A 22372-nucleotide genomic window follows, 5' to 3' on the forward strand; every position below is an offset into this window, starting at 1 on the left:
CGTTGTGCAAAATCAAAATTAGAGTAGCCCTATGCATACCCTCCGTCTGAAAAAGCCTCTTGCTTTTTTTGATCTTGAAACCACCGGAGTCAATATTTGTCGCGACCGGATTGTGGAAATTTCAGTGGTCAAGGCTTTGGTGAATGGAGAAACGGAAATCCGGACAAGAAGGATCAATCCTGAAATGCCGATTCCACTGGAAAGCAGCCTGATACACGGTATCTACGACGAAGACGTAAAGGATGCACCTACATTCAAAAGCATTGCCAGAAACCTGGCGTCGTTCCTTGAAGGCTGCGATCTGGCCGGTTTTAACAGCAACCGTTTTGACATTCCGATGCTCGTTGAAGAATTTTTGCGGGTAGGTGTTGATTTTGATGTTAAAAACAGGAAAATGGTCGACACACAGCGCATATACCATTTGATGGAACCGCGCAACCTGGCCGCAGCCTACAAATATTATTGCGGAAAAACGCTCCTGAATGCACACAGCGCGGAAGCGGATACGATTGCAACCTTCGAAGTACTGCAGGGACAAATTGCCAAATATGAAGGGGTTACGGTTGTGGACAGCCACGGGATTGAAACCGAGCCGATCAAAAATGACATTGGCGCACTGCACGATCTGACCGCCTCACGGATCATTGATTTCGCCGGAAGAATGGTTTACAACGATAAAGGCGAGGAGGTTTTCAATTTTGGTAAACACAATGGAAAAAAGGTAACCGATATCCTCAAAAATGAGCCTTCGTTCTTCGATTGGATGATGAAGGGTGAATTCCCGCTGGATACAAAACGAAAATTGACGGAAATCAAATTACGGGCATTGACCCAACGCTGATATATCGTATTTATACCTATTTTTGCCAGAAATCTGTTTTTGATTACTATTTTAACCGAATACCCTATAAGGTAAATCTGATATGATTCCAAACCCTATGATTCCAGAGGTTACTATACCATCGGTTATTCAGAATATTCCTCTTCAACATTACCTAATTCTCAGCACTTTACTTTTTGTGATCGGCATTATCGGGGTTTTGACCCGCAGAAATGCGATCATCATTTTCATGTCTGTTGAATTAATGCTCAATGCCGCCAATCTCCTGCTGATCGCATTCTCTTCTTACCGATCGGATCCGTCCGGGCAGGTTTTCGTGTTCTTTATCATGGCAGTTGCAGCAGCCGAAGTAGCTGTGGGCCTTGCCATTATTGTAATGATTTATCGAAATACCAGAAATACAGATATCGGTTTTCTTAACAAATTGAAATGGTAAGCTGTTGATTATAACCATTTTCATTTTCAGAACCAGAGATCAAAGTCCATTTTAAATATGTCTGCATCATTACTCATCCTGATCCCGCTATTGCCGCTAATCGGCTTTCTGATCAACGGGCTCGGATTTAAAACAATACCAAAAGGAGCTGTCGGAATTATTGGTACCCTTGCTGTGGTGGCCAGTTTTGTTATTTCCATGATGACCTTCAATGCATTCCTGGCTTCGGGAAGTCAGCCGATGGTAGTTCCTCTATTTGACTGGATTACGGTGGGCGAGCTCCGCATTCCATTCTCCTTTCAGGTAGACCAGCTTTCGTTGCTGATGCTGATGATCATAACCGGCGTTGGTTCACTGATCCACATTTATTCGATCGGGTACATGCACCATGATGAGGGATTTGGCAAGTTTTTCGCCTACCTCAACCTGTTTTTGTTCTTCATGCTGCTGCTTGTGCTGGGTTCCAATTATGTGATCATGTTTATCGGCTGGGAAGGTGTAGGACTTTGCTCTTACCTGCTGATCGGCTTCTGGAACAAGAACACCAACTATAACAATGCAGCCCGCAAAGCATTTATTATGAACCGCGTAGGTGACCTGGGCTTCCTGCTTGGGATATTCACCATTATTGCCACATTCGGTTCTGTTGAGTATACCGAAGTTTTCAGCAAAGCAGGCAGCTTCTCACTGGAAGATCCTGCAATTGTGGCCATTACATTATTCCTGTTCATTGGGGCAATGGGTAAGTCGGCCCAAATTCCATTGTACACCTGGCTGCCCGACGCGATGGCAGGTCCTACCCCGGTTTCTGCATTGATCCACGCAGCTACCATGGTAACGGCAGGAATTTACATGGTGATCCGTTCCAATGTCCTCTACTCGCTCGCGCCATCTACGCTTGAAATCGTGGGTATCATCGGCGGAGCTACTGCATTGTTCGCGGCTTCCATTGGTTTGTTACAAAATGACATTAAAAAGGTACTGGCCTACTCTACGGTAAGTCAGCTGGGATATATGTTCATGGGACTTGGAGCGATGGCTTATTCGGCATCGATGTTCCACGTTATCACGCACGCATTCTTTAAAGCATTGCTGTTCCTCGGTGCCGGTAGTGTGATCCACGCAATGTCAGACGAACAGGATATCCGATCAATGGGCGGTTTAAGAAAAAAATTGCCTGTTACATTTATCACATTCTTCATTGCTACCTGGGCGATTTCAGGGCTGCCGCCATTCTCCGGCTTCTTCTCGAAAGACGAAATCCTGGCTCACGTTTTTGAACACAACAAAGCACTTTGGGTAGTGGGTGTACTTGGTTCCGTGATGACTTCCTTTTATATGTTCCGGTTGCTTTTCCTTACATTCTTCGGAACCTTCCGTGGAACACACGAGCAGGAGCATCATTTGCACGAGTCACCGGCTTCCATGACGATTCCGTTGATCGTACTTGCTGTACTTTCGGCAGCAGGAGGCTTTATCGGCGTGCCGGAAGCTTTGCATGGTACACACCACCTGGCCGAATTCATGAGCCCGCTTTATAATACAGCGCGACAGGTAAATCCTGCCGCATTCGAAGCAACAACACTCTCCCACTCGGAAGAATATATGCTAATGGGCATTTCAGTGGCTGCGGCGCTGATCGCGGGAATTGCTGCATTCGTAATGTATGTTCAAAAAGGCGCAGTACCTGCACCTGATTCAGCAGAAAAATCAGCATTGCAGCGGGTTATTTACAACAAATACTATGTAGACGAACTGTACGATTCAGTATTTGTAAAACCTGCCAAGACACTCTCGAACATCCTGTACAGCTTCGGCGAGTTCTTCATTGATCTTTTTGTAAATGCAACCGTGCGGCTGACAAGCTTCCTTGCCGGACTCCTGAGAAAAACCCAGACGGGCTCCACAGGAGAGTACGTTTTCGCAATGGTACTGGGCATCGTCGTAATCCTGTTCTGGAAGCTTTTACTTTGATATTACTCTAAATCCGTTCACCATTTACTGCTGACCGTTGACCTGAAATATGCTTACTCTTCTTTTAATACTTTTACCGATTGCGGCTGGAATTCTCACCTTGTTATCCGGTGAGCGCCTTGCCAAACAGGTTGCATTGGTAGGCGGGCTCGCATCGCTTGGACTGGCGGTTGCAGTCTGGCTACAATTTGACCCTGCCGCGGGTACCCAGTTTGGTTTTAAATATGCCTGGCTGGCCAATGCAGGTATCTCCTTTGCCGCGGGCATTGACGGGATCAGTTTGGTACTTGTGCTGCTTACCACATTCCTTACTCCGCTGATCATCCTTTCTGCATTCAATCACACATACAAAAACGCCGCGTCATTTTACTCGCTGATCCTTTTCATGGAAGCCGCATTGATCGGCGTATTCACTGCGACGGACGCATTCCTGTTCTACCTGTTCTTTGAAGCAGCGTTGATACCGGTCTATTTCCTCGCGGCAGTTTGGGGGGGCGAAAATCGTTTGAAAGTGACGTTCAAGTTCTTCATCTACACAATCTTCGGAAGTTTGTTCATGCTGGTGGCGCTGGTTTATCTTTACTACCAAACACCGGGCACGCATTCTTCTGAAATAACTGCATTTTACCAGCTGCAATTGGCACCGGCTGTACAAGGTTTTATATTCTGGGCATTCTTCATTGCGTTTGCGATCAAAATGCCGCTTTTCCCATTCCATACCTGGCAGCCCGATACCTACACCGAATCCCCTACCCCTGCAACAATGCTTTTGTCAGGTATTATGTTGAAAATGGGTGTTTACGGTTTGATCCGCTTTTTACTTCCTATCGTTCCTGCGGGTATGGAAAGCTGGGGATTATTCGCAATGATCCTTTCGGTGATCGGAATTATCTACGGATCTATCATCGCGATCCAGCAAAGTGACATGAAGCGCCTGATCGCCTATTCTTCTTTTGCCCACGTGGGGTTAATGGCAGCGGGTGTTTTTTCTTCTTCTGTCAATGGACTGCAAGGCGCATTAATTCAAATGCTTGCTCACGGTATCAATGTAATTGGTCTGTTCTTTATCGTTGATATTATTTATTCAAGAACAAAAACGCGGTATCTCGACCAGCTTGGCGGTATTACGCAGAGTACGCCGCATTTGAGTATGTATTTTATGGTGCTGCTGCTGGGCAGTGTGGCATTGCCGCTCACAAACGGGTTTGTAGGTGAATTCCTGCTGCTATCCAGCGTCTTCCAATACGACGGTATCCTTGGTGCAGTTGCCGGACTTACCATCATTCTAGGCTCGGTATACATGCTCCGTCTGTTCCAAAAGTCGATGTTTGGGCCAAAATCGAAGTGGGTTGAAGGATTTCAGGACCTTACGGCAAGCGAACGCGCAGTACTTCTGCCGCTTGTGATCATGGTTTTCTGGATCGGCATATATCCAAATACATTTCTGAAACTAACCGAACCTGCTGTAAGCCAACTTTTACAACTGGTAAATAACTAAGTATAAATATGTACCCCATTATTCTGTTGTCGTTTTTTGGAGTCGTGACCCTCTTTCTGGGTTTCTCGAAATCAAAAAATATCCTTTTGCCTGCCACATTATTCTTTTTGCTGATAGCGCTGGCTGGCAACTTCGCCGAGTGGAACAAAGGGCCGATACTGTACTTCTACGATATGCTGCGGGTTGACAATGTAACTCTGGCATTCAATGGTATCATACTGCTATCTACGTTCATGATCGTGGCTATTTCCGGCGGCTTCCAGGATAATGCTGATTCCGAACCCGCAGAGTACTATGCACTAATGTTATTTTCGCTGGTTGGCGCATTCATGATGGTAGGTTTCCAGCATTTGATTATGCTGTTTATAGGCGTAGAAATCCTGTCTGTTGCGATGTATGTACTTACAGGAAGTAACAAGCGTAACCTGCGCTCCAACGAAGCTGCCCTTAAATACTTTTTAATGGGCGCGTTTGCGACAGGCTTCATGCTTTTCGGAATGACTTTGCTATACGGCGCTACGGGATCTTTCAAACTGGAACATATTCAGGGATTTGCTTCCAATATGCCGGCAGGCTCACAGTCTTACATCCTTTATGCAGGTCTGCTGCTATTGCTGATCGGAATGCTTTTCAAAGTATCTGCTGCTCCTTTTCACTTCTGGACACCCGATGTATACGAAGGTGCACCGACGATTTTCACGACTTTCATGTCGACAGTTGTAAAAACTGCCGGATTTGCTGCACTGTACCGGTTGCTCAGCGGCTCTTTCACGGGCATTTACGGGTTCTGGTGGATTGTTGTCGCGGCTATCGCGGTACTTACGCTGCTGGTTGGTAATATCGGCGCCACGAGCCAGAACAGCTTCAAAAGAATGCTGGCCTATTCGGGTATATCGCATGCGGGTTATCTGCTTATCGCACTTACCGCATTGTCAAAACCATCACAAAACGCGATTATTTTCTATTCACTTGCCTACTCACTTTCGACAATCTGTGCATTTGGTGTACTGATGCTGGTGTCAAAAGAGAAAACGATCGAAGGTCAGCCCAATGAATATTATGATGCATTCAACGGATTGGCAAAACAAAATCCATTGCTGGCATTTGTGCTGACAGTCTCCATGCTTTCACTTGCGGGAATTCCGCTGACAGCTGGGTTCTGGGGCAAATTTTTCATCTTCACAAGTGCGGCAGAGCGAGGTATTATTTGGATCACCGTAATAGCAGTTTTAATGTCAACAGTCGGTATCTACTACTATTTCCGGGTGATCATCTCTTCTTATTTGAAAGAAGGCGACCTGATGAAAATCCGCGTTGCGCCTTTCTATCAGGCGATTCTCGTGCTGGCGACATTCCTTACAATCCTGTTTGGACTAGCGCCTGGCATATTCGAGAACCTGATCTGAGACTTTGTAAAAACCGTTTTGTAAAAAGAGCTGCAAATTTGCAGCTCTTTTTTGTTACCCTTTTCCCAACCGTACGTCAAAAGGATATCTACCGCATTTACAGATATCAAATGACACGAACTCTTCCCGACAGACATTCCCAGGAAAACCAGAGCGCATTCAACCTTTCACAGTTGCTCTCACGTGAGCCGATTCAAACGGATAATGCGCATATCAGAAAGCAAATCAGCAATGCCGTTATCCTAATCACAGGTGCCGCAGGATCGATCGGGAGCGAGCTGGCAATGCAGGTATGTCAGCTTAATCCAAAATCCCTGATCCTCATTGATCAGTCGGAAACACTGCTCACTGAAATGGAAGTTGCTTTACAACCCCGCTATCCCCATATCAGGCTTACTGCATTCATTGGCGACATTACCGACTCTTTGAGAATGGAGCAAATTATCCGGCAAATGCAGCCCGATATCCTGTTTCACGCCGCTGCATACAAGCACGTGCCGGTTATGGAAAAACATCCCTACGAAGCTGTTCGGACTAATATTTTCGGGACAAAAATCCTCGTAGATCTGGCTGTGCGTTATGGAGTTAAGCAATTCATTTTCATATCAACTGATAAGGCAGTCAGGCCCGCGAGTGTAATGGGCGCTACCAAGCGGCTGGCCGAATTGTATATCAGGCAAAGCTGCGAACAATCAGGCACCAAATTCACGATTACCCGCTTCGGAAATGTGCTGGGATCCAGCGGTTCATTTATTACCATTTTCAAGAAGCAGATTGAAGCCGGCGGGCCGGTTACCGTCACACATCGTGACGCAAGCCGTTATCTGATGACGGCGGACGAAGCCTGTCAGTTGGTTCTTCAGGCGACCTCGTCTGACTACTATGGCAAGATTGTATTCTTCGATATGGGCAGACCGGTGTCGGTGCAAGCAGTTGCAGGGCAGATGATCAGGTCAGCAGGCCTGACGCCACACGTAGATATTTGTATTTGCTACACCGGCTTACGACCTGGCGAAAAGCTGCATGAAGATTTGCTTAATGACGATGAGACCGAAACGCCCGCGGCACATTCAGGAATGCGCATTGCCGCAAGCAGCGATAACCGCTACCACGATTTTGAGATTATATTTAAAAAACTAAGTACTGCATTGAATTCAGCCAACCCAGGGCAGATTATAGCCACTTTAAAACAGATCTTACCTGAATATGAAAATGCTGCGGATCTTGTGCGAATCGATGTAGATGCAGCTTCTCATTTCTGAGATAGCAACCCGTTTACCTGCATCCAGAGCTTGCACCTTCCAAACCATTCGTCGAATGAAGGCTCTTTGAGGTAACCGTGCTCACCTTTGGAATAGATATGCAGGTCTGCGGGAATTCCTTTTTCATTAAGCGCGTCGTAAAATCGGATACTATTCGAGATCGGTACAACCGTGTCGTCTCCGGCGTGAGTAAGGTACGCGGGAGGCGTGGTCTTCGTTACTTGCAGTTCATTAGAAAAGTACTTCACCTTTTCCATTGCCGGATTTTGCCCCAACAAATTCGCCGAAGATCCTTTGTGCCCGATTTTGTCAGTAAAGCTGATTACCGGATAAACGAGGATCATAAAGTCCGGCCGTAAGCTGGTTTTTTTAGGGTTGTCAATAAAACTGCTGTCATAGTGCGTTCCCGCAGTGGCTGCAAGATGCCCGCCGGCTGAGAAACCCATAATGCCAATTTTCTTTGGGTCAACTTTCCATTCCGCTGCGCGTTCTCTGACAGTCGCAATTGCCTTTTGCGCATCTTGTAATGGACCGAGCGATTTGTCTTTCATGATCTGCTCCGAAGGCAGCCTGTATTTAAGTACGAATGCAGCAATCCCGATTTTGTTCAATTCTTTCGCAACCTGGTAACCCTCCCGATCAATTACCAGAACACCATAACCGCCTCCCGGACAAACAATCACAGCAGTTCCGTTTGCAATGGCGGGGTCGGGTAAAAACACCTTTAATGTCGGTTTGGAAACATTCCGCACTATAAAATCTTTGTTCGTTTCCTGATCAGAACCGGGGATTGAATTTGGTATTCCGGCTGGATAAAGCGCCATTTCCTGCTGGCCGTATGTACTGAAATTAACTGCCAGCAAAAACACCATTACGCAGCTAAGTCTTCCTTTTTTGCAGATTTTATCCATTTTTAACATTGTTAAGAATACCTGTTTCTAATCTTTTTCTAATGCAGCCGGAAGTTATTTCTACCTAACTTTCGACAAGTGCAGGGTGGTATTTGCAAAGTTCTGTTATAGCTTCCGGCAACTTTTACAAGATCCATAGGTTGAAGGCGACAGTATCCCGGATTTACCGTCTGAAAAGCGGCACATACCAGCAGGCAGAGGAACAAAATTGCACCATTCTATGTCAAACACTTGCTTATAATCTTATTAATATAATATTTACAAGAAAATGATTTTGCCGGAGTTACTTTGCACGCTGAACGAATTGAAAAAATAAGTAGTTTTGTAGAGTAACCAAATCATTCACTTGTTTCTTTCTTAAGTGATAATTGGTTCTCCGATCAGATTTGTAATACCTTTCATAAGTTAAATCCACAATAAGCGCATGAAATATCCAGTACATGCAGAGGGCAGGTTTCAGTTTATCGACGAAGGGAAGGGCGAAACATTGTTGCTTTTGCATGGCCTTTTCGGTGCGCTGAGTAATTGGGACGGTATTATCGACCATTTCTCGAATCGCTACCGGGTAATTATCCCGCTTTTGCCTATATACGAGCTTCCTCCCAGAGAAGCCGGCCTGGAAGCATTGCTCGCATTTCTGGAAGATTTTGTTGCTTTTAAGGCGCTTTCGAATCTAACGGTGATCGGTAACTCACTTGGCGGACACATCGGCTTGCTTTACACAATGAAAAACCAAAGCAATGTCAATAAGCTTGTGCTGACGGGCAGCTCCGGGTTATTTGAAAATTCAATGGGCGGCTCTTTTCCAAAACGTGGAAGCTACGATTATATCAAAGAGCGTGTCGCTTACACTTTTTATGATCCGAAAGTTGCGACCAAGGATTTGATCGATGAAGTTTTTGAAACAACTTCCAGCATTCCAAAGTGCATGAGCATTGTTGGGATCGCTAAATCGGCACAAAGGCACAACCTGGCAAAAGATTTACACGAAATCAACGTTCCTACACTGCTGGTTTGGGGTTTGAATGACACCATTACACCGCCTCACGTCGGTTATGAATTCAACAGGCTGATTGCCAACTCGGAGCTTTACTTTATTGATAAGTGTTGCCACGCCCCGATGATGGAGCATCCCGAAGAATTCAACGTGATTTTGGAGAGTTTCCTTGAAAAGACTGTTTCAGTGCCGATGGTATAAATCAGGCAGCTTCGGGGAAATTTCTTTTTAGACGAAAGTTGATAGATATACAGTTTTTTTATAGCTTCGAAAAAAGACGTTCTGAAAATGCTTGCAATTTCCCTTATAAATCCGATGATTCCTGTGCTTAAACCAACCGATTCGGTGGCTACTGCATTGGATTGGATGGATGAATTCGGCGTCAAGCAACTGATCGTCTCAGACCTGGGTGTATACCAGGGTATTGTTTCAGAAGATATCCTCTTTGACATTGCCGATAGCTCCGAAGTTCTTTCCAAAATCATTATCCAGCACAAGGATATTTTTGCATCGGAAGATCAACACCCTTACGAACTGTTGCGCCTTGTAAACCAGTTTGGATTACGGATTATCCCCGTTTTGCATGAAGATCGCAGCTTTGCCGGCAGTATATTGGTAAATGACCTGATCGAGCATTTTGTAAATGAGCTTGGTGTTCAGGAAAAAGGTGCGGTTATCGTACTCAAAGTTGCTGAAAGAAGCTATTCACTATCGGAAATCAGCCGGCTGATAGAATCAAACGGAACCAAAATACTAAGCAGCTACTATTCTTCGGGAGAAGTTTACAACCCGACCAACGAAGCTCAGCTCACTTTGAAACTCAACCGAACCAGCATTACCCCTATTATTGCGACGCTGGAACGTTTCGGTTACGACATCGTTGAAGCACACGCCAACGATCCGATTGAAAGCTTTGACCAGGAGCGCCTGGACATGCTTTTGAGGTACCTGGCTACCTAGTTCTTTCCCTTTCAAATTTCCTCCGGCTTTTGAAACGGCATATTTGTCGCTTATCTTTCGGAAGGAACCATCTGTATTATCACTTTTCTTCATGAAAATAGCCATTCATGGACGCAATTTTAATGAGTCCGCCCGACCGTTTATTGAAAACATGTTCAATGAACTGAACCGCAGGAAAATTGAAATACAGCTCTCAAAACCTTTCCGCACTTTCCTGGACCAGATCGGTATAGCTCATTACTCGGAGCTGGTTTACGAAAAACCCGAAGAACTTTACGACGCACATCTGATTGTGAGCATGGGCGGCGACGGTACCTTGCTCGAAACCGTCTCACACGTGGGAAGACGCCTTATCCCCGCAGTCGGGATTAACACTGGTCGGCTTGGATTTCTCGCCACAGTACCTCCCGAGCGGATTACGGATATGATCAATGCACTGGAAACAAACCAGTTCCGCATTGACGAGCGAACATTGGTAGCCATTGAATCTAACCTGGATCTTTTCGATGGGTTGAATTTTGGTCTGAATGATTTTACCATCACCAAAACAGATACCTCTTCCATGATCACGGTGCATACCTACCTGAACCAGGAATTTCTGAATTCTTACTGGGCAGACGGGCTGATCGTATCTACGCCAACGGGCTCAACTGGTTACTCTCTTAGCTGCGGCGGACCCGTTTTAATGCCGCATTCACAAAACTTTATAATTACCCCGATCAGCCCGCACAATCTCAATGTACGTCCATTGATTGTAGAAGATACCGCAGTGATCAGGCTGGAAGTGAAAAGCCGGAGCAACAATTTCCTTGTCTCCCTTGATGCCAGATCGAGGATCGTTGATGAAAACACACATCTGACAGTCAAACAAGCCGACTTTACCGCCAAGCTGATCAAGATGAAAGACGACAGTTTTTTAAATACATTAAGGAACAAACTGTCGTGGGGACTTGATATGCGTAACTAATTTATACCTCCATGAAGCTGATATACCACACTTTTGACCTTGCATTAAAACATACTTTCACGATTGCGCACGACTCGCGTGACATTCAGCAGACGCTGATTGTGGAGCTGGCCGATGATACTTCGAGCGGCCTTGGAGAAGCTACCGCTAATCCCTACTATGGTGTCACAATCGACAACATGATTGAAGCGCTGGAACAAGCCAGAGCAATCGTGGAGGCAGGTAACTACCAGTCAGCGGAAGAACTCTGGACTGCTGTACATCCGGTTTTAAAAGAAAATTCATTTGCGCAATGCGCTTTGGACGAAGCTGCACATGATTTTTTTGCCAAAAAGGCTGGTAAAAAGCTTTACGAAAACTGGGGCTTGTTCCTCGACAATATCCCGCTGACCAACTTTACTATCGGCATTGACACGGTGGAAAAGATGGTATCCAAAATGCAGGAGCTTCCCTGGCCTATTTACAAAATCAAATTAGGCACTGCCGACGATCTGCGGATTGTGCAGGAGCTGCGAAAAAATACGGATGCGATCTTCCGTGTGGATGCAAATTGCGCGTGGACAGCAGCGCAAACCATTTCCTTAGCCCCAAAACTAAAAGCACTGGACGTCGAATTTATCGAACAACCACTTCCTGCGCAGGATATTGAAGGAATGAAAAAGGTGTTTGCTGAATGCGCATTGCCTGTAATTGCGGATGAAAGCTGTATCCTGGAAAGTGATGTACAAGACTGTGCGGGCCTCTTTCACGGCGTCAATGTAAAGCTGACCAAATGCGGCGGCCCTACCGCAGCCAAAAGAATGATTGCCGAAGCGAAATCGCTCGGTATGAAAACAATGGTAGGCTGCATGACTGAAACAAGCGTGGGAATATCCGCCATTGCGCACCTGCTGCCGCTCCTCGACTATGTCGATATGGACGGATCTTTGCTGATCACCAACGATCCTGCCGAAGGCGTAGGATTCGATTTTGGCCGCATTATCTTTCCGCAACGGAATGGAAGCGGCGCGCTCCTGAAATTTCCAACTGCGTAGACCGTGGCATTACACCTGACCAATCACCTTCCCGGGCGAACCGTCAAAACGGATAAAGGAACAGAATACCTGTGGTTTAGCGGAACAGACTACCTGGGAATGGGCCACAATGCCGATTTTCAAACCTTCCTCAATGAAGGTATTACAAGGTACGGGACGCATTTTGGCAGTTCAAGAAGTAATAGTCTGCAGCTTGGCATTTTCAGTGAAGCAGAGGCACGCTTTGCAACCTGGCAGAAAACACCGGCCGCCTTGCTCGTATCCTCTGGTATGCTGGCCGGGCAGATTTTAATGCGTGAAATCGAGAGCCTGGTTTCTATAATTGATGGAGCTGATCATGTAGCTTACCATTATTCGCCGCGCGTCCATCCGGCACTTTGGGGTAATCAATACGAAAGTAGTAACGCGGAATGGAATGCCTGGGCGCATCAAACCGTAGCTGCTGTCAAGGAAGAAAAGGATATCTTCCACATCATTTGTACCGACGCAGTGGGTTCGCCCGTTGCAGAATACCTGGATCTCTCCATTTTCAACGATATCCCCGCTCCCGCAAACTGCCGGCTGATCATTGATCAGTCACATACACTGGGTGTGACAGGAACGGGCGGAGCAGGTGTAAATGCATTCCTGAATGCAGCCGTAAAAGCCAGAACATTGTTTGTCTCTTCACTAAACAAAGCGCTGGGAATCCCGGCAGGGGTTATCTGGGGTGGGCAGCAGGAGCTTGATTTCCTCAGCCATTCTCCCTGGTTTGCCGGCGCATCTCCCGCGGCTCCTTCCTATGCATTTGCATTCCACAAGCTCATGAACAATGGGATATATGTGCAGATGCACCAGGTCTTGACCCAAAATATCAATCATTTCAACAACTTGTTTTCAGGTCCGGAAAGCTTGTTCAAAACCATCGCGCACTATCCGGTATTTTGCAGTGCCAATGCAAGCCTGTTTGATTTTCTGCTGCAACACGGGATTATGGCTTCCTGCTTTTCATACCCGCTGCCTTCCTCCAATCCTGTGACCCGCATAGTGATCAGCGCAGCCCACCAACAAAAAGACCTCGACCGGTTGGCCGAGGTCTGCAAGCAGTTTATCTCCTGATTAATCCGGCGTATTACCCAGATCTGCAAGTCGTTTTTCCTCCCGCAACTTCTCACGCTCCACATTGGACGACACGAGAATACTTATTTCATATAGTATAAACAATGGGATTGCTACCAAAACCTGGCTGTAAATATCAGGCGACGGCGTGATGATCGCGGCCACAATCAGGATTACAATAAATGAATGCTTGCGGTATTCCCGCATGAAAGAAGGAGTAAGTACACCCACTTTCGCCAATACAAAAACCACAATCGGCAATTGGAATGCAATGCCGCAAGCCAGTGTTAACGTAGCAACAAGCGAAATATAGGAAGCAAGACTGAATTCATTAATGATAGACTCGTCCAACGTATAGTTGGCCAAAAAGTTGATAGCGAGCGGACTTACTACATAATAACCGAATAATACTCCTGTAAAGAAGAGAAACGTCACATAGAAAACAGCACCCCTCGCTGACCGGCGTTCCGAAGGTTTCAGACCCGGCTTGATAAACCGCCATATTTCCCAAAAAGCATAAGGAAATGCGAATATCAAACCTGCAATTACGGAAGAGGTCATACTCATCGTAAATGCGTCGCCCATTCCGATCACCTGCAATTTGAAATTTAATGCTTTCACACAGAGTTCATCATAACCAACCACATCAGCCAGCTTACACAACATTCTGTAAGTCCAGAAATCGGGCTGCGATGGTGCAATAATAACGTAGTGATAAATTTCCTGTATGTAGATAAATGCTATAATGGCAAAAACCAGGATAGAAGCAGCCGCACGGATAACGTGCCACCTTAATTCTTCCAGATGCCCGATAAACGACATCTCTTTACCTTCGCTGCCTTCTTCTTCGCTATCAAATTCCTGATCCAAGGGCATATTATAAGACTATTACTAAATTTCTATTTACGTCAAAAAGCAAAAACAGGATCACGGGCGTTCTGTAAAAGCTGAATTTACCTAAAAAACCCGTCGAAGTATTCCGGCGGGTTTTTTCAGCTAACTCTTCTGATCAGATTAGTCCATGATAAATGGATAGTCCGATTCTACATAAACATCTGTGTAAGCTTCTTTTGGATCCGGGAATTCCGATTCTTCGGCAAACTGAACAGATTCTGCTACGATTTCTTTTACTTTTTTATCAATGTTTTCAAGATCCTCTTCCGTTGCAAACTTGTTGTCGAGGATCACCGCACGGATTTGCTCGATAGGGTCTCTGTGCTTGTACTCTTCTACCTCTTCTTTCGAGCGGTATTTCTGAGGATCTGACATGGAGTGACCGCGGTAGCGGTAAGTACGGAATTCAAGGAAAGTAGGACCCTCTCCTTTACGTGCACGCTCGGCAGCGCGGGTTACAGATTCGTGAATTGCCTCCACGCTCATTCCGTCAACCGGCTCCGAAGGAATATCGTAAGCTTCGCCCAGCGTATAAAGTTCTGTTACATTGGAAGTTCTGGCTACGGAGGTACCCATTGCGTATCCATTGTTTTCAACAACAAAGATCACAGGCAGCTTCCAGCTCATCGCCATGTTCAGCGCTTCGTGGAATGCACCCTGACGAATCGCACCGTCACCGAAGTAACAGATACAAACGTTATCTGTCTTGTTGTATTTCTCTGCAAATGCAATCCCGGCACCTAATGGAATTTGTGCTCCAACGATCCCGTGACCACCGACAAAGCCTTTTTCTTTGTCGAAAATGTGCATAGAACCGCCTTTTCCTTTGGTTGTTCCTGTTTTCTTACCGTAAAGCTCTGCCATGATTGCATTGGGTGAAGTTCCCAGCGCAAGCGGGATACCATGATCGCGGTAAGCGGTAATGTATTTATCACCCTCTTTGAGCGCGGTAACAGCTCCCGAAGAACAAGCTTCCTGACCGATATACAAATGGCAAAAACCCCGGATTTTTTGCTGACCGTAAAGCTGGCCCGCTTTTTCTTCAAAACGACGCTGTAAAAGCATGTTCTCGAACCAGAACAGATACCGCTCTTTTGAATGCTGTACTTTGTTTGGGGCAGATGATTTCTTTTTTTCAGTAACGGTGGCCATTATTTGGTTCTCGTTTATAAAGACAGAACTTTGTCTTAAAGTTAGTGGTTTGAACAGAGTCTGTTTTTTGCCGTACTCACGCAATGATTTGCGAAAATAAGCATAAACTAAATAACAAAGAAGTTCATGTGGCTAGAAAAGCTCCACCTTACATACTTTAAAAGTTATGAGGAGAAAGCCCTGACCTTCGGTGAACATGTCAACTGCCTGGTTGGCGAGAATGGCAGCGGCAAGACGAATCTCCTTGATGCAATTTATTTTCTGACACTCACCAAAAGTGCCTTCCACAATCAGGATGCGCTGGGCATTAAACACGGATTTGATTTCTTTGTTATTGACGGCGTGTTTGCCGATAAGTCGCGCCACACGCAGATTACCTGCAGTTTTCAGCGCGGCCAGCGAAAGGTATTCATGTCCGACAAGAAGAACTATGAGCGGCTCAGCGACCATATCGGGCTTTTCCCGCTCGTACTGATCGCGCCCGACGATACTGATGTGATCCGTGAGGGCAGCGAGGAGCGCAGGCGCTTTTTCGACGGCGTACTGGCACAGGCGACGGAGGGATACCTCGAAGATTTTCTGCAATACAACAAGATCCTGAACAACCGGAACGGATTACTAAAGCTGTTTGCCGAAAGAAATTACCTCGACGAGGACCTGCTCGAAACCTACAATGAACCGCTGATTATACTTTCCCAAAGGCTTTACAATCATCGCAGCCGGTTTATGGAGCGGTTCTTACCATTGTTCCATAAGTACTATGCGTTTTTGAGCAGCGGGAAAGAGAAGGTTGATGTAATTTACGAAAGTGAAGTATCCAGCCCCGACTTTCCGGCAGAATTCAGGAAAAACCGCAGCCGCGATTTGCATGCGCAACGCACGGGAAAGGGCATTCACAAAGACGAGTACGTATTTGAAATCGACGAAGTTACACTCAAGAAATTCGGCTCACAGGGACAACAAAAGTCTTTCCTGATCGCATTAAAGCTGGCGCAGTTTGAGTTATTGAAAGAAGAAAAAGGAAAAACGCCGATTCTGTTGCTGGACGATATTTTTGATAAACTCGACGACCGCCGCATTCAGAAGCTGATCGAGTTGGTTGATACCGGCTTCCTCGGCCAGGTCTTCATCACCGACGCCCGACCGGAACGCTCCCAGAAGATTCTGGAGAATGTAAAAGCGGATGTGCGGTTCTTCGAGATCGAGAAGGTGCAAACTAACTAGTTATTTGAGCGCCTGTTATCGCGGATATTCATTAACAGAACCGTATTGTCAAAAACTGTATAGTACAGCGTTTGATGCCTTCCCAAAACAAATTCGTGAACAGAACTAAAAGTCCGATGCCTTTTACCCATGAATGGATATCTACTCAGCAAATCCAGCTGGAATTTGAGCTTGTCCGTAAATTGATCCGCAGATTCAAATCCCCATTGATCATATAAATAGGAGATTACTTCGGTATAGTCTCTCCTTGCATCCGCCGTCCATTTAACTTCGTAAGCCACTCTTTGCCTTCTTTAAGTACTTGTTCATTCGGGATTAAATTTCCTTGTTGAGCTTGTTTTAAAGATTCTGTTAAGAGCCGGTTGAGTTCGGCAGGATCTATTTCGATCGATTGCGCATTTTGCTGTTCCACTAAACAATTGAGCATTTTCAACAGATCTTCCATTCTGTTGTCGTCAATTTCTTTAACGATCCGAATCGCTTCTGCTCTAAGTTCCGATGCTGACATATTCTAGCCTTGACAGTGTATTATAAAGTTACTGGATAAAAACAAAAAAGCCAGACCTCACAGCCTGGCATTTTTCTAACGGTATCTCCTTATACATACTTCGGATTCAACTCCTTCGCCTGGGCTACAAACTCCTTCACTTTCTGTTCTTCTTCTTTTTTGCAGATCAGAAGCACTCCGTCGTATTCAGCTACGATGAAGCCGTCAAGACCGTTGATTACAACAAGTTTGTCTGCCGGCGTTTTGATGATTGAATTTGTTGTATTGTGCAGGATCAGGTTTCCGTCTGTTACATTCAGGTTCGAATCTTTTTCCGAAACTTCATACAGTGACTTCCAGGTACCAAGGTCCGACCAGCCGAAATTGCTTAAAACCACGTGAACGTTGTCCGCTTTTTCCATAATCGCGTTGTCGATGGAAATACTGCCGCAATGCGCATACGCGCGCTGAACAAACGAATCCTCGGTTTCAACATAATAGTGGTTTTCGCCTCCGCTGAATATTTCTGCGATCTCAGGCTGGAACTCGTTCAATGCCTTTTTAAATGCATTGATATTCCAAACGAAAATGCCTGCATTCCATACGAAATCGCCGCTATCTAAAAACTGCAATGCGAGTTCCAGATGAGGTTTTTCGGTAAAGGATTTAACCTTTTTGACTGTCAGTTTATCAGGAATGTACTGAATGTAACCATATCCGGTATCGGGCCGGGTTGGCTGGATACCCAGCGTAACCAGGATATCTTCATTCCGCGTAGCTCCCAGAGCAACCTTGATGGTGTCTCTGAAAACGTCACTTTTAAGAATAATATGGTCAGCAGGCGCTACTACCACGTTCGCATTGGGATTACGCGCTGCAATCTTGTAACAGGCATAAGCAATGCAGGGCGCTGTGTTCCTGCGGTTCGGTTCCAGCAGGATCTGATCATCAGACAATGCCGGGATCTGCTCTTTTACGAGTCCCTTGTATTCCTGACTGGTGACGATATAAATATTTTCGATCGGACAAACTCCGTCAAATCTTTCAACAGTTTGTTGCAAAAGCGTCTGTCCGGTACCGAGTACATCGTGAAATTGCTTCGGGAAATCGGTCCGGCTGAATGGCCAGAATCTGGTACCCACTCCGCCTGCCATGATAATCACATAAGTATCCTGCATTACGAATATTTTGTTATAAGCGTTATTGAAAGGTCTTCAAAACTAGTGATAAAGCATCATTATGCCGGCTCTAGCAGTCAAAAAGGCAAGTTAAATTACCATAAAACAGCCACTGGCTCGTAAAAACACTTGAAATCATCCTGAATACACCTGTGACCACATGATTGTCAACAAAATTTTGCCCGGATAATTCTGTCAAATTTCAAAGAAAATTTTGTACGTTACTTCTGTATAATCCACATCAAAAACTTGAAATCAATGGGATCAATTTTTACGAAAATCCATGTTCTGATCTTGCTGCTTTTGCTCCCTGCTATTGCGTTTTGCCAGATCAGCCTGAAAGGCAAAGTAACAGAATCAACCTCCCGCGAGCCGCTGGCAGGTATTAGTATTCAGATCAAAGGAAAAGTGGCGGGTACCATCACCGACAACAAAGGAGAATTTAGCCTCAATACCAGCTCTGTCCCGCCTTTCACGCTTGTCATCTCGTCAGTCGGCTTTCAAACCCAGGAAGTAGCCGTTACTACCGGTCAGCCCAACCTTGACATTCAATTGGTTGAGCAAATTACCTTAGGCGAAGAAGTGGTAGTATCCGCTTCCCGGGTAGAAGAATCGGTGATGAAATCCCCGGTTGCAATTGAAAAAATGACCTTGCGCGACATGCGTGACACTCCTTCTGCCAGTTTTTACGACGCACTGAATAACCTGAAAGGCATTGATATGACCACCCAGGGTTTCCTGTTCAAGTCGGTGAATATGCGTGGCTTCGGCAGCACAGGTAACCCGCGAACCGTGCAGATGATCGACGGAATGGACAACCAGGCACCCGGCCTCAACTTCCCGCTCGACAACATTATCGGCATTCCGGAGCTGGACGTGGAAAGTGTCGAGGTACTTCCAGGTGCTGCGTCTGCACTATACGGACCCAATGCAGTGAATGGACTGATCCTGATGAACAGTAAAAGTCCTTTTCTGTACCAGGGACTGAGTGCCAGTGTAAAGGGCGGGATCATGCACGAATCGCGCAGAAACAAACCTACGACACCGTTCGTAGATGCAACAATCCGGTATGCAAAAGCATTTAATAACAAAATCGCATTCAAAGCAAATGTTTCGCTGATCAGAGCAACAGACTGGGAAGCAACCAATTACACCAATTTGAATGTCGGTGGAAATGCAGATTCCGGTCGGGGAGCGGGGACTGCGCTGGATTATGACGGGGCTAATGTTTACGGAGATGAAATTCAAACCAACATCAATGCAGTAGCACAGTCGCTGGCCAACGCGGGACAGATCCCGCAGGCAGCAGTTGGATTGGTACCCAGTAAGTTTGTAAGTCGCACAGGCTATCGTGAAAAAGATCTCGTGGATTATAATACCAAGAGCTTCAAAGCAAATGCAGCTTTACATTACCGGATCAATGAAAAAGTAGAAGCCGTCGCGCAGGTTAATTATGGATACGGAACAACCGTTTATACAGGTACCGGCCGCTATGCATTGCGCAACTTCAACCTGACACAGGCAAAGCTCGAACTGCGCGGAGATAATTTCACGGTACGTGCTTACACCACGCAGGAAAGATCGGGTAAATCGTACTTGTCCGGACTAGCGGCTGTTTCGATGCTGAACGACTTCAAACCGAATAACGTCTGGTTTGGCCAGTATACCGGCGCATTCGCCACAGCGCGGGCGGCTGGCAGCGACGAGGCACAGGCGCATTTACTTTCCCGCCAAACTGCTGACGCGAATATGCCTATGCCGGGAACACCCGCCTTCGCCCAGCTTTTAGATAAGTACCGGAATATGCCCATTGTAGAAGGTGGCGGCGGTTTTGCGGATAAAACCAATCTTTATCACGTGGAAGGTTTTTACAATTTCAAAAACCAGATCAAAGTAGTAGAAGTACTTGTCGGAGCTAATTTCAGGCAGTATCAGTTGCGCTCGGCAGGTACCTTATTTGCCGATACAAAAGAAGGCCGCTCGGGAACAATCCCGATCAATGAATGGGGCGCGTTTTTGCAGGCTGGCAAATCACTCCTGTCTGACCATTTGAAACTCACCGGGTCGATCAGATATGATAAGAATGAGAATTTTAAAGGCCAGTTTACACCCAGGATATCGGCGGTAACCACTTTCGGTGAGCACAATATTCGTCTCTCCTACCAAACCGGATTTCGCATTCCCACCACCCAAAACCAATATATCGACCTGAAAACACCAGCCGGCACACTGATAGGCGGCTTACCCGAATTTGACGCGAGGTACAATCTGTCCAACGGGATATTGCGGCAGAATCTCTCGACGGAAGCAATCACAAAAGTGATCAACAGCGACCCGAGCATCGTTGCAAGTGCCACCACCTACGCCAAAGTAGTGGTAACCCAGCAAGCCACAGCCGCCATTACGCAGGCAGTTACAACGCAGGTTACCGCGGCAGTAAACCAAGCCGTGGCAGCCGGCCAAATTCCTAATGAGGCCACCGCCATTCAAAACGCGATTACCAATGGCGTGAACCAGACTCTGCCAGGCGTACTTTCTTCGCAACTTCCCGGTATCCTCGCCGCGCAGGTGCCAGGCCTGGTACCTACCCTAGCGCAGGCTTACGCGCTCGCAAAACTTCCCAAATACAATGCGAGACGTTTACAACCCGAGCGGATTGCATCTTATGAGATTGGTTACAAAGGAGTTATTGCAAAAAAGCTCTTTATCGATGCTTACTATTATGTGAGCCAATACAAGAACCTGATTGGTGGGGCAGTCATCGTGGTTCCTACGGCAGCGGCGGCGCCAGGGCTACCTGTAGAATCCGGCATTGGCGTGGGTAGCTTCAATGGATTTTCCAGGGTTGTAAATACATCGGAAACAATTACAACCACCGGCTTCGCGATCGGACTTAATTATGCTTTGCCGCGCGGCTTCAATGCAGGCGGAAATGTCGCGAACAATGAGCTACGCAACTTCACTCCTTCACCGGAAGTCCAGTATTCATCTTTCAATACGCCGAAGTACCGCTACAATGTCAATTTTGGCAAAAGAATCACCAGCAGCAACTCGCTGGGCTTCAATGTTGTGTATCGTTATCAGCAGGCTTTTGTATGGGAATCAAGCTTTGTGGTACCTACGAGTACGGGTATTCCTGTTTTTTCAAATACCAAAGTCCCGGCTATTCACAATCTGGACGCGCAGGTAAGCCTGAAAGTTTCCCCGATCAAATCCATTATAAAAGTGGGCGGGACCAACCTGCTGGGTAAGTCATACATTCAATCTTACGCCAGCCCGAATGTAGGCTCTACCTATTATATAAGTATCACCTTTGATGAATTGCTGAACTAGGCTATTTTTCTCCGTAAGCAAGGTCACCAGCGTCGCCCAGGCCTGGAACAATGTAGTATTGTTCATTCAGTTTCTGGTCGACTGCGCCGAGCCAGAGCCTGCATTGCGGAATGCGCTGCTGCAGAAATTCAACGCCTTCGGGACTGGCGATCACGGAGGCGATATGGGTTTGAGCAGGAATACCAAAGCGAAGCAATGCATGATATACTTTTTCCATAGACCGGCCGGTTGCCAGCATCGGATCAATCAGCACAAGGATCTTGCCTGTCAGGTCGGGACTTGTGATATAGTCCATTTCAACTTCAAACTCATCCTCATCGTTAATGTGATGCCCGCGGTAAGCGCCGATAAATGCATTGTCTGCATGGTCGAAAATGTTCAGGAAACCCTGGTGAAGGGGAAGTCCGGCGCGTAAAATGGTGGCGAGGACAATCGGTTGCAGCAATGAACGAGAAGGCGCCTGCCCGAGTGGGGTCTCCACTTTGGAGGTTCGGAAGGTCAAAGTTTTTGAAAGTTCATAGGCCAGCAGCTCCCCCAACCGCTCCATATTCCGACGAAATCTCATCCGGTCTCTTTGAAAATTTACATCACGCAACTCGGCCAGATAGTGATCGGCAATGGAAGGTTTTTGGGTTAGTAAAAACATATAATCGACAGTTTTTAAGCTACTCCATGCAAGATAATACAAATTCATTGACGTAATTTGGATGTATAATTCTA

General features: G+C 46.2%; 20 protein-coding genes. 13 read left to right on the plus strand and 7 right to left on the minus strand.

All coding sequences use genetic code 11. From position 1 onward, the window contains the following. Positions 1-31 precede the first annotated feature (31 nt). The 6 genes from AC1XTG_RS24785 (at position 32) to AC1XTG_RS24810 (ending at position 7417) form a co-directional block, all read left to right on the plus strand. On the plus strand, positions 32-841 hold the full coding sequence (locus tag AC1XTG_RS24785; RefSeq protein ID WP_056279226.1) for a 3'-5' exonuclease: 810 nt from the start codon (positions 32-34) through the stop codon (positions 839-841). A 97-nt stretch (positions 842-938) separates the two neighbouring features. Further along, positions 939-1277, plus strand: coding sequence for an NADH-quinone oxidoreductase subunit NuoK (gene nuoK, locus AC1XTG_RS24790; protein WP_484843815.1), 339 nt, complete (start codon positions 939-941; stop codon positions 1275-1277). 57 nt (positions 1278-1334) lie between these two features. Continuing rightward, positions 1335-3251: an NADH-quinone oxidoreductase subunit L gene (gene nuoL, locus AC1XTG_RS24795; protein WP_484843816.1), complete on the plus strand. Its 1917-nt coding sequence runs from the start codon at positions 1335-1337 to the stop codon at positions 3249-3251. A gap of 49 nt (positions 3252-3300) precedes the next feature. Next, complete coding sequence (locus AC1XTG_RS24800; RefSeq protein ID WP_056279220.1) at positions 3301-4749, plus strand: complex I subunit 4 family protein; 1449 nt, start codon at positions 3301-3303, stop codon at positions 4747-4749. A gap of 8 nt (positions 4750-4757) precedes the next feature. Then, positions 4758-6155 carry an NADH-quinone oxidoreductase subunit N gene (locus tag AC1XTG_RS24805; protein ID WP_056279217.1) on the plus strand — a complete coding sequence of 466 codons (1398 nt, stop codon included), beginning with the start codon at positions 4758-4760 and terminating at the stop codon, positions 6153-6155. 110 nt (positions 6156-6265) lie between these two features. Continuing rightward, on the plus strand, positions 6266-7417 hold the full coding sequence (locus AC1XTG_RS24810; RefSeq protein ID WP_484843817.1) for a polysaccharide biosynthesis protein: 1152 nt from the start codon (positions 6266-6268) through the stop codon (positions 7415-7417). On the opposite strand, the gene AC1XTG_RS24815 is transcribed toward AC1XTG_RS24810, so the two are convergent. Next, entirely contained in the window at positions 7408-8328 is a 921-nt protein-coding gene (locus AC1XTG_RS24815; protein WP_484843818.1) for an alpha/beta hydrolase, read from the minus strand. The two genes, AC1XTG_RS24810 and AC1XTG_RS24815, sit on opposite strands and share 10 nt — an antisense overlap. A 424-nt stretch (positions 8329-8752) precedes the next feature. Between AC1XTG_RS24815 and AC1XTG_RS24820 the strand changes: the two genes are divergently transcribed. The 5 genes from AC1XTG_RS24820 to AC1XTG_RS24840 all read left to right on the plus strand — a co-directional run bounded on the left by AC1XTG_RS24820 (position 8753) and on the right by AC1XTG_RS24840 (position 13384). Next, entirely contained in the window at positions 8753-9526 is a 774-nt protein-coding gene (locus AC1XTG_RS24820) for an alpha/beta fold hydrolase (protein WP_056279212.1), read from the plus strand. An 87-nt stretch (positions 9527-9613) separates the two neighbouring features. Continuing rightward, positions 9614-10285 (plus strand): CBS domain-containing protein, encoded by a 672-nt coding sequence (locus AC1XTG_RS24825; RefSeq protein ID WP_056279209.1) that lies wholly within the window; start codon positions 9614-9616, stop codon positions 10283-10285. 91 nt (positions 10286-10376) lie between these two features. Further along, positions 10377-11252, plus strand: coding sequence for an NAD kinase (locus AC1XTG_RS24830; protein ID WP_056279207.1), 876 nt, complete (start codon positions 10377-10379; stop codon positions 11250-11252). A gap of 11 nt (positions 11253-11263) precedes the next feature. Then, positions 11264-12286, plus strand: a complete 1023-nt coding sequence (locus AC1XTG_RS24835; RefSeq protein ID WP_484843819.1) for a dipeptide epimerase — start codon at positions 11264-11266, stop codon at positions 12284-12286. Positions 12287-12289: 3 nt separating this feature from the next. Further along, on the plus strand, positions 12290-13384 hold the full coding sequence (locus tag AC1XTG_RS24840; RefSeq protein ID WP_484843820.1) for an aminotransferase class I/II-fold pyridoxal phosphate-dependent enzyme: 1095 nt from the start codon (positions 12290-12292) through the stop codon (positions 13382-13384). On the opposite strand, the gene tatC is transcribed toward AC1XTG_RS24840, so the two are convergent. Both tatC and pdhA read right to left on the minus strand, forming a co-directional pair. Beyond that, a complete protein-coding gene (tatC, locus tag AC1XTG_RS24845) occupies positions 13385-14260 on the minus strand; it encodes a twin-arginine translocase subunit TatC (RefSeq protein WP_056279196.1) in 876 nt (291 codons plus the stop codon). It abuts the gene before it with no gap. 138 nt (positions 14261-14398) lie between these two features. After that, a complete protein-coding gene (gene pdhA, locus AC1XTG_RS24850; RefSeq protein WP_484843821.1) occupies positions 14399-15430 on the minus strand; it encodes a pyruvate dehydrogenase (acetyl-transferring) E1 component subunit alpha in 1032 nt (343 codons plus the stop codon). 126 nt (positions 15431-15556) lie between these two features. On the opposite strand from pdhA, the gene recF reads away from it, so the two are divergent. Beyond that, positions 15557-16654, plus strand: a complete 1098-nt coding sequence (gene recF, locus AC1XTG_RS24855) for a DNA replication/repair protein RecF (protein ID WP_056279191.1) — start codon at positions 15557-15559, stop codon at positions 16652-16654. Here recF and AC1XTG_RS24860 read toward each other — a convergent pair. The 3 genes from AC1XTG_RS24860 to AC1XTG_RS24870 form a co-directional block, all read right to left on the minus strand. Beyond that, positions 16651-16935, minus strand: a complete 285-nt coding sequence (locus AC1XTG_RS24860) for a type II toxin-antitoxin system RelE/ParE family toxin (RefSeq protein WP_082489047.1) — start codon at positions 16933-16935, stop codon at positions 16651-16653. The genes recF and AC1XTG_RS24860 overlap by 4 nt on opposite strands. Beyond that, complete coding sequence (locus AC1XTG_RS24865) at positions 16881-17162, minus strand: hypothetical protein (RefSeq protein WP_484843822.1); 282 nt, start codon at positions 17160-17162, stop codon at positions 16881-16883. Before AC1XTG_RS24865 ends, AC1XTG_RS24860 begins: the two co-directional genes overlap by 55 nt. Positions 17163-17251: 89 nt before the next feature. Further along, positions 17252-18319 carry a mannose-1-phosphate guanylyltransferase gene (locus tag AC1XTG_RS24870; RefSeq protein ID WP_056279184.1) on the minus strand — a complete coding sequence of 356 codons (1068 nt, stop codon included), beginning with the start codon at positions 18317-18319 and terminating at the stop codon, positions 17252-17254. Positions 18320-18577: 258 nt separating this feature from the next. Between AC1XTG_RS24870 and AC1XTG_RS24875 the strand changes: the two genes are divergently transcribed. Further along, on the plus strand, positions 18578-21652 hold the full coding sequence (locus tag AC1XTG_RS24875; RefSeq protein ID WP_484843823.1) for a carboxypeptidase-like regulatory domain-containing protein: 3075 nt from the start codon (positions 18578-18580) through the stop codon (positions 21650-21652). Position 21653: 1 nt separating this feature from the next. Here AC1XTG_RS24875 and upp read toward each other — a convergent pair whose 3' ends face one another. After that, positions 21654-22298 carry a uracil phosphoribosyltransferase gene (gene upp / locus AC1XTG_RS24880; protein WP_056283050.1) on the minus strand — a complete coding sequence of 215 codons (645 nt, stop codon included), beginning with the start codon at positions 22296-22298 and terminating at the stop codon, positions 21654-21656. Positions 22299-22372 lie beyond the last annotated feature (74 nt).

It is taken from the genome of Dyadobacter sp. HNCC25DJ183 (genome assembly GCF_056895175.1).

What these genes read in the sequence shown, in the direction of transcription:
- AC1XTG_RS24785 (WP_056279226.1), top strand. Translation starts at nt 32, where the DNA reads ATGCATACCCTCCGTCTGAAAAAGCCTCTTGCTTTTTTTGATCTTGAA.
- nuoK (WP_484843815.1), top strand. Translation starts at nt 939, where the DNA reads ATGATTCCAGAGGTTACTATACCATCGGTTATTCAGAATATTCCTCTT.
- nuoL (WP_484843816.1), top strand. Translation starts at nt 1,335, where the DNA reads ATGTCTGCATCATTACTCATCCTGATCCCGCTATTGCCGCTAATCGGC.
- AC1XTG_RS24800 (WP_056279220.1), top strand. Translation starts at nt 3,301, where the DNA reads ATGCTTACTCTTCTTTTAATACTTTTACCGATTGCGGCTGGAATTCTC.
- AC1XTG_RS24805 (WP_056279217.1), top strand. Translation starts at nt 4,758, where the DNA reads ATGTACCCCATTATTCTGTTGTCGTTTTTTGGAGTCGTGACCCTCTTT.
- AC1XTG_RS24810 (WP_484843817.1), top strand. Translation starts at nt 6,266, where the DNA reads ATGACACGAACTCTTCCCGACAGACATTCCCAGGAAAACCAGAGCGCA.
- AC1XTG_RS24815 (WP_484843818.1), bottom strand. Translation starts at nt 8,328, where the DNA reads ATGGATAAAATCTGCAAAAAAGGAAGACTTAGCTGCGTAATGGTGTTT.
- AC1XTG_RS24820 (WP_056279212.1), top strand. Translation starts at nt 8,753, where the DNA reads ATGAAATATCCAGTACATGCAGAGGGCAGGTTTCAGTTTATCGACGAA.
- AC1XTG_RS24825 (WP_056279209.1), top strand. Translation starts at nt 9,614, where the DNA reads ATGCTTGCAATTTCCCTTATAAATCCGATGATTCCTGTGCTTAAACCA.
- AC1XTG_RS24830 (WP_056279207.1), top strand. Translation starts at nt 10,377, where the DNA reads ATGAAAATAGCCATTCATGGACGCAATTTTAATGAGTCCGCCCGACCG.
- AC1XTG_RS24835 (WP_484843819.1), top strand. Translation starts at nt 11,264, where the DNA reads ATGAAGCTGATATACCACACTTTTGACCTTGCATTAAAACATACTTTC.
- tatC (WP_056279196.1), bottom strand. Translation starts at nt 14,260, where the DNA reads ATGCCCTTGGATCAGGAATTTGATAGCGAAGAAGAAGGCAGCGAAGGT.
- pdhA (WP_484843821.1), bottom strand. Translation starts at nt 15,430, where the DNA reads ATGGCCACCGTTACTGAAAAAAAGAAATCATCTGCCCCAAACAAAGTA.
- recF (WP_056279191.1), top strand. Translation starts at nt 15,557, where the DNA reads ATGTGGCTAGAAAAGCTCCACCTTACATACTTTAAAAGTTATGAGGAG.
- AC1XTG_RS24865 (WP_484843822.1), bottom strand. Translation starts at nt 17,162, where the DNA reads ATGTCAGCATCGGAACTTAGAGCAGAAGCGATTCGGATCGTTAAAGAA.
- AC1XTG_RS24870 (WP_056279184.1), bottom strand. Translation starts at nt 18,319, where the DNA reads ATGCAGGATACTTATGTGATTATCATGGCAGGCGGAGTGGGTACCAGA.
- AC1XTG_RS24875 (WP_484843823.1), top strand. Translation starts at nt 18,578, where the DNA reads ATGGGATCAATTTTTACGAAAATCCATGTTCTGATCTTGCTGCTTTTG.
- upp (WP_056283050.1), bottom strand. Translation starts at nt 22,298, where the DNA reads ATGTTTTTACTAACCCAAAAACCTTCCATTGCCGATCACTATCTGGCC.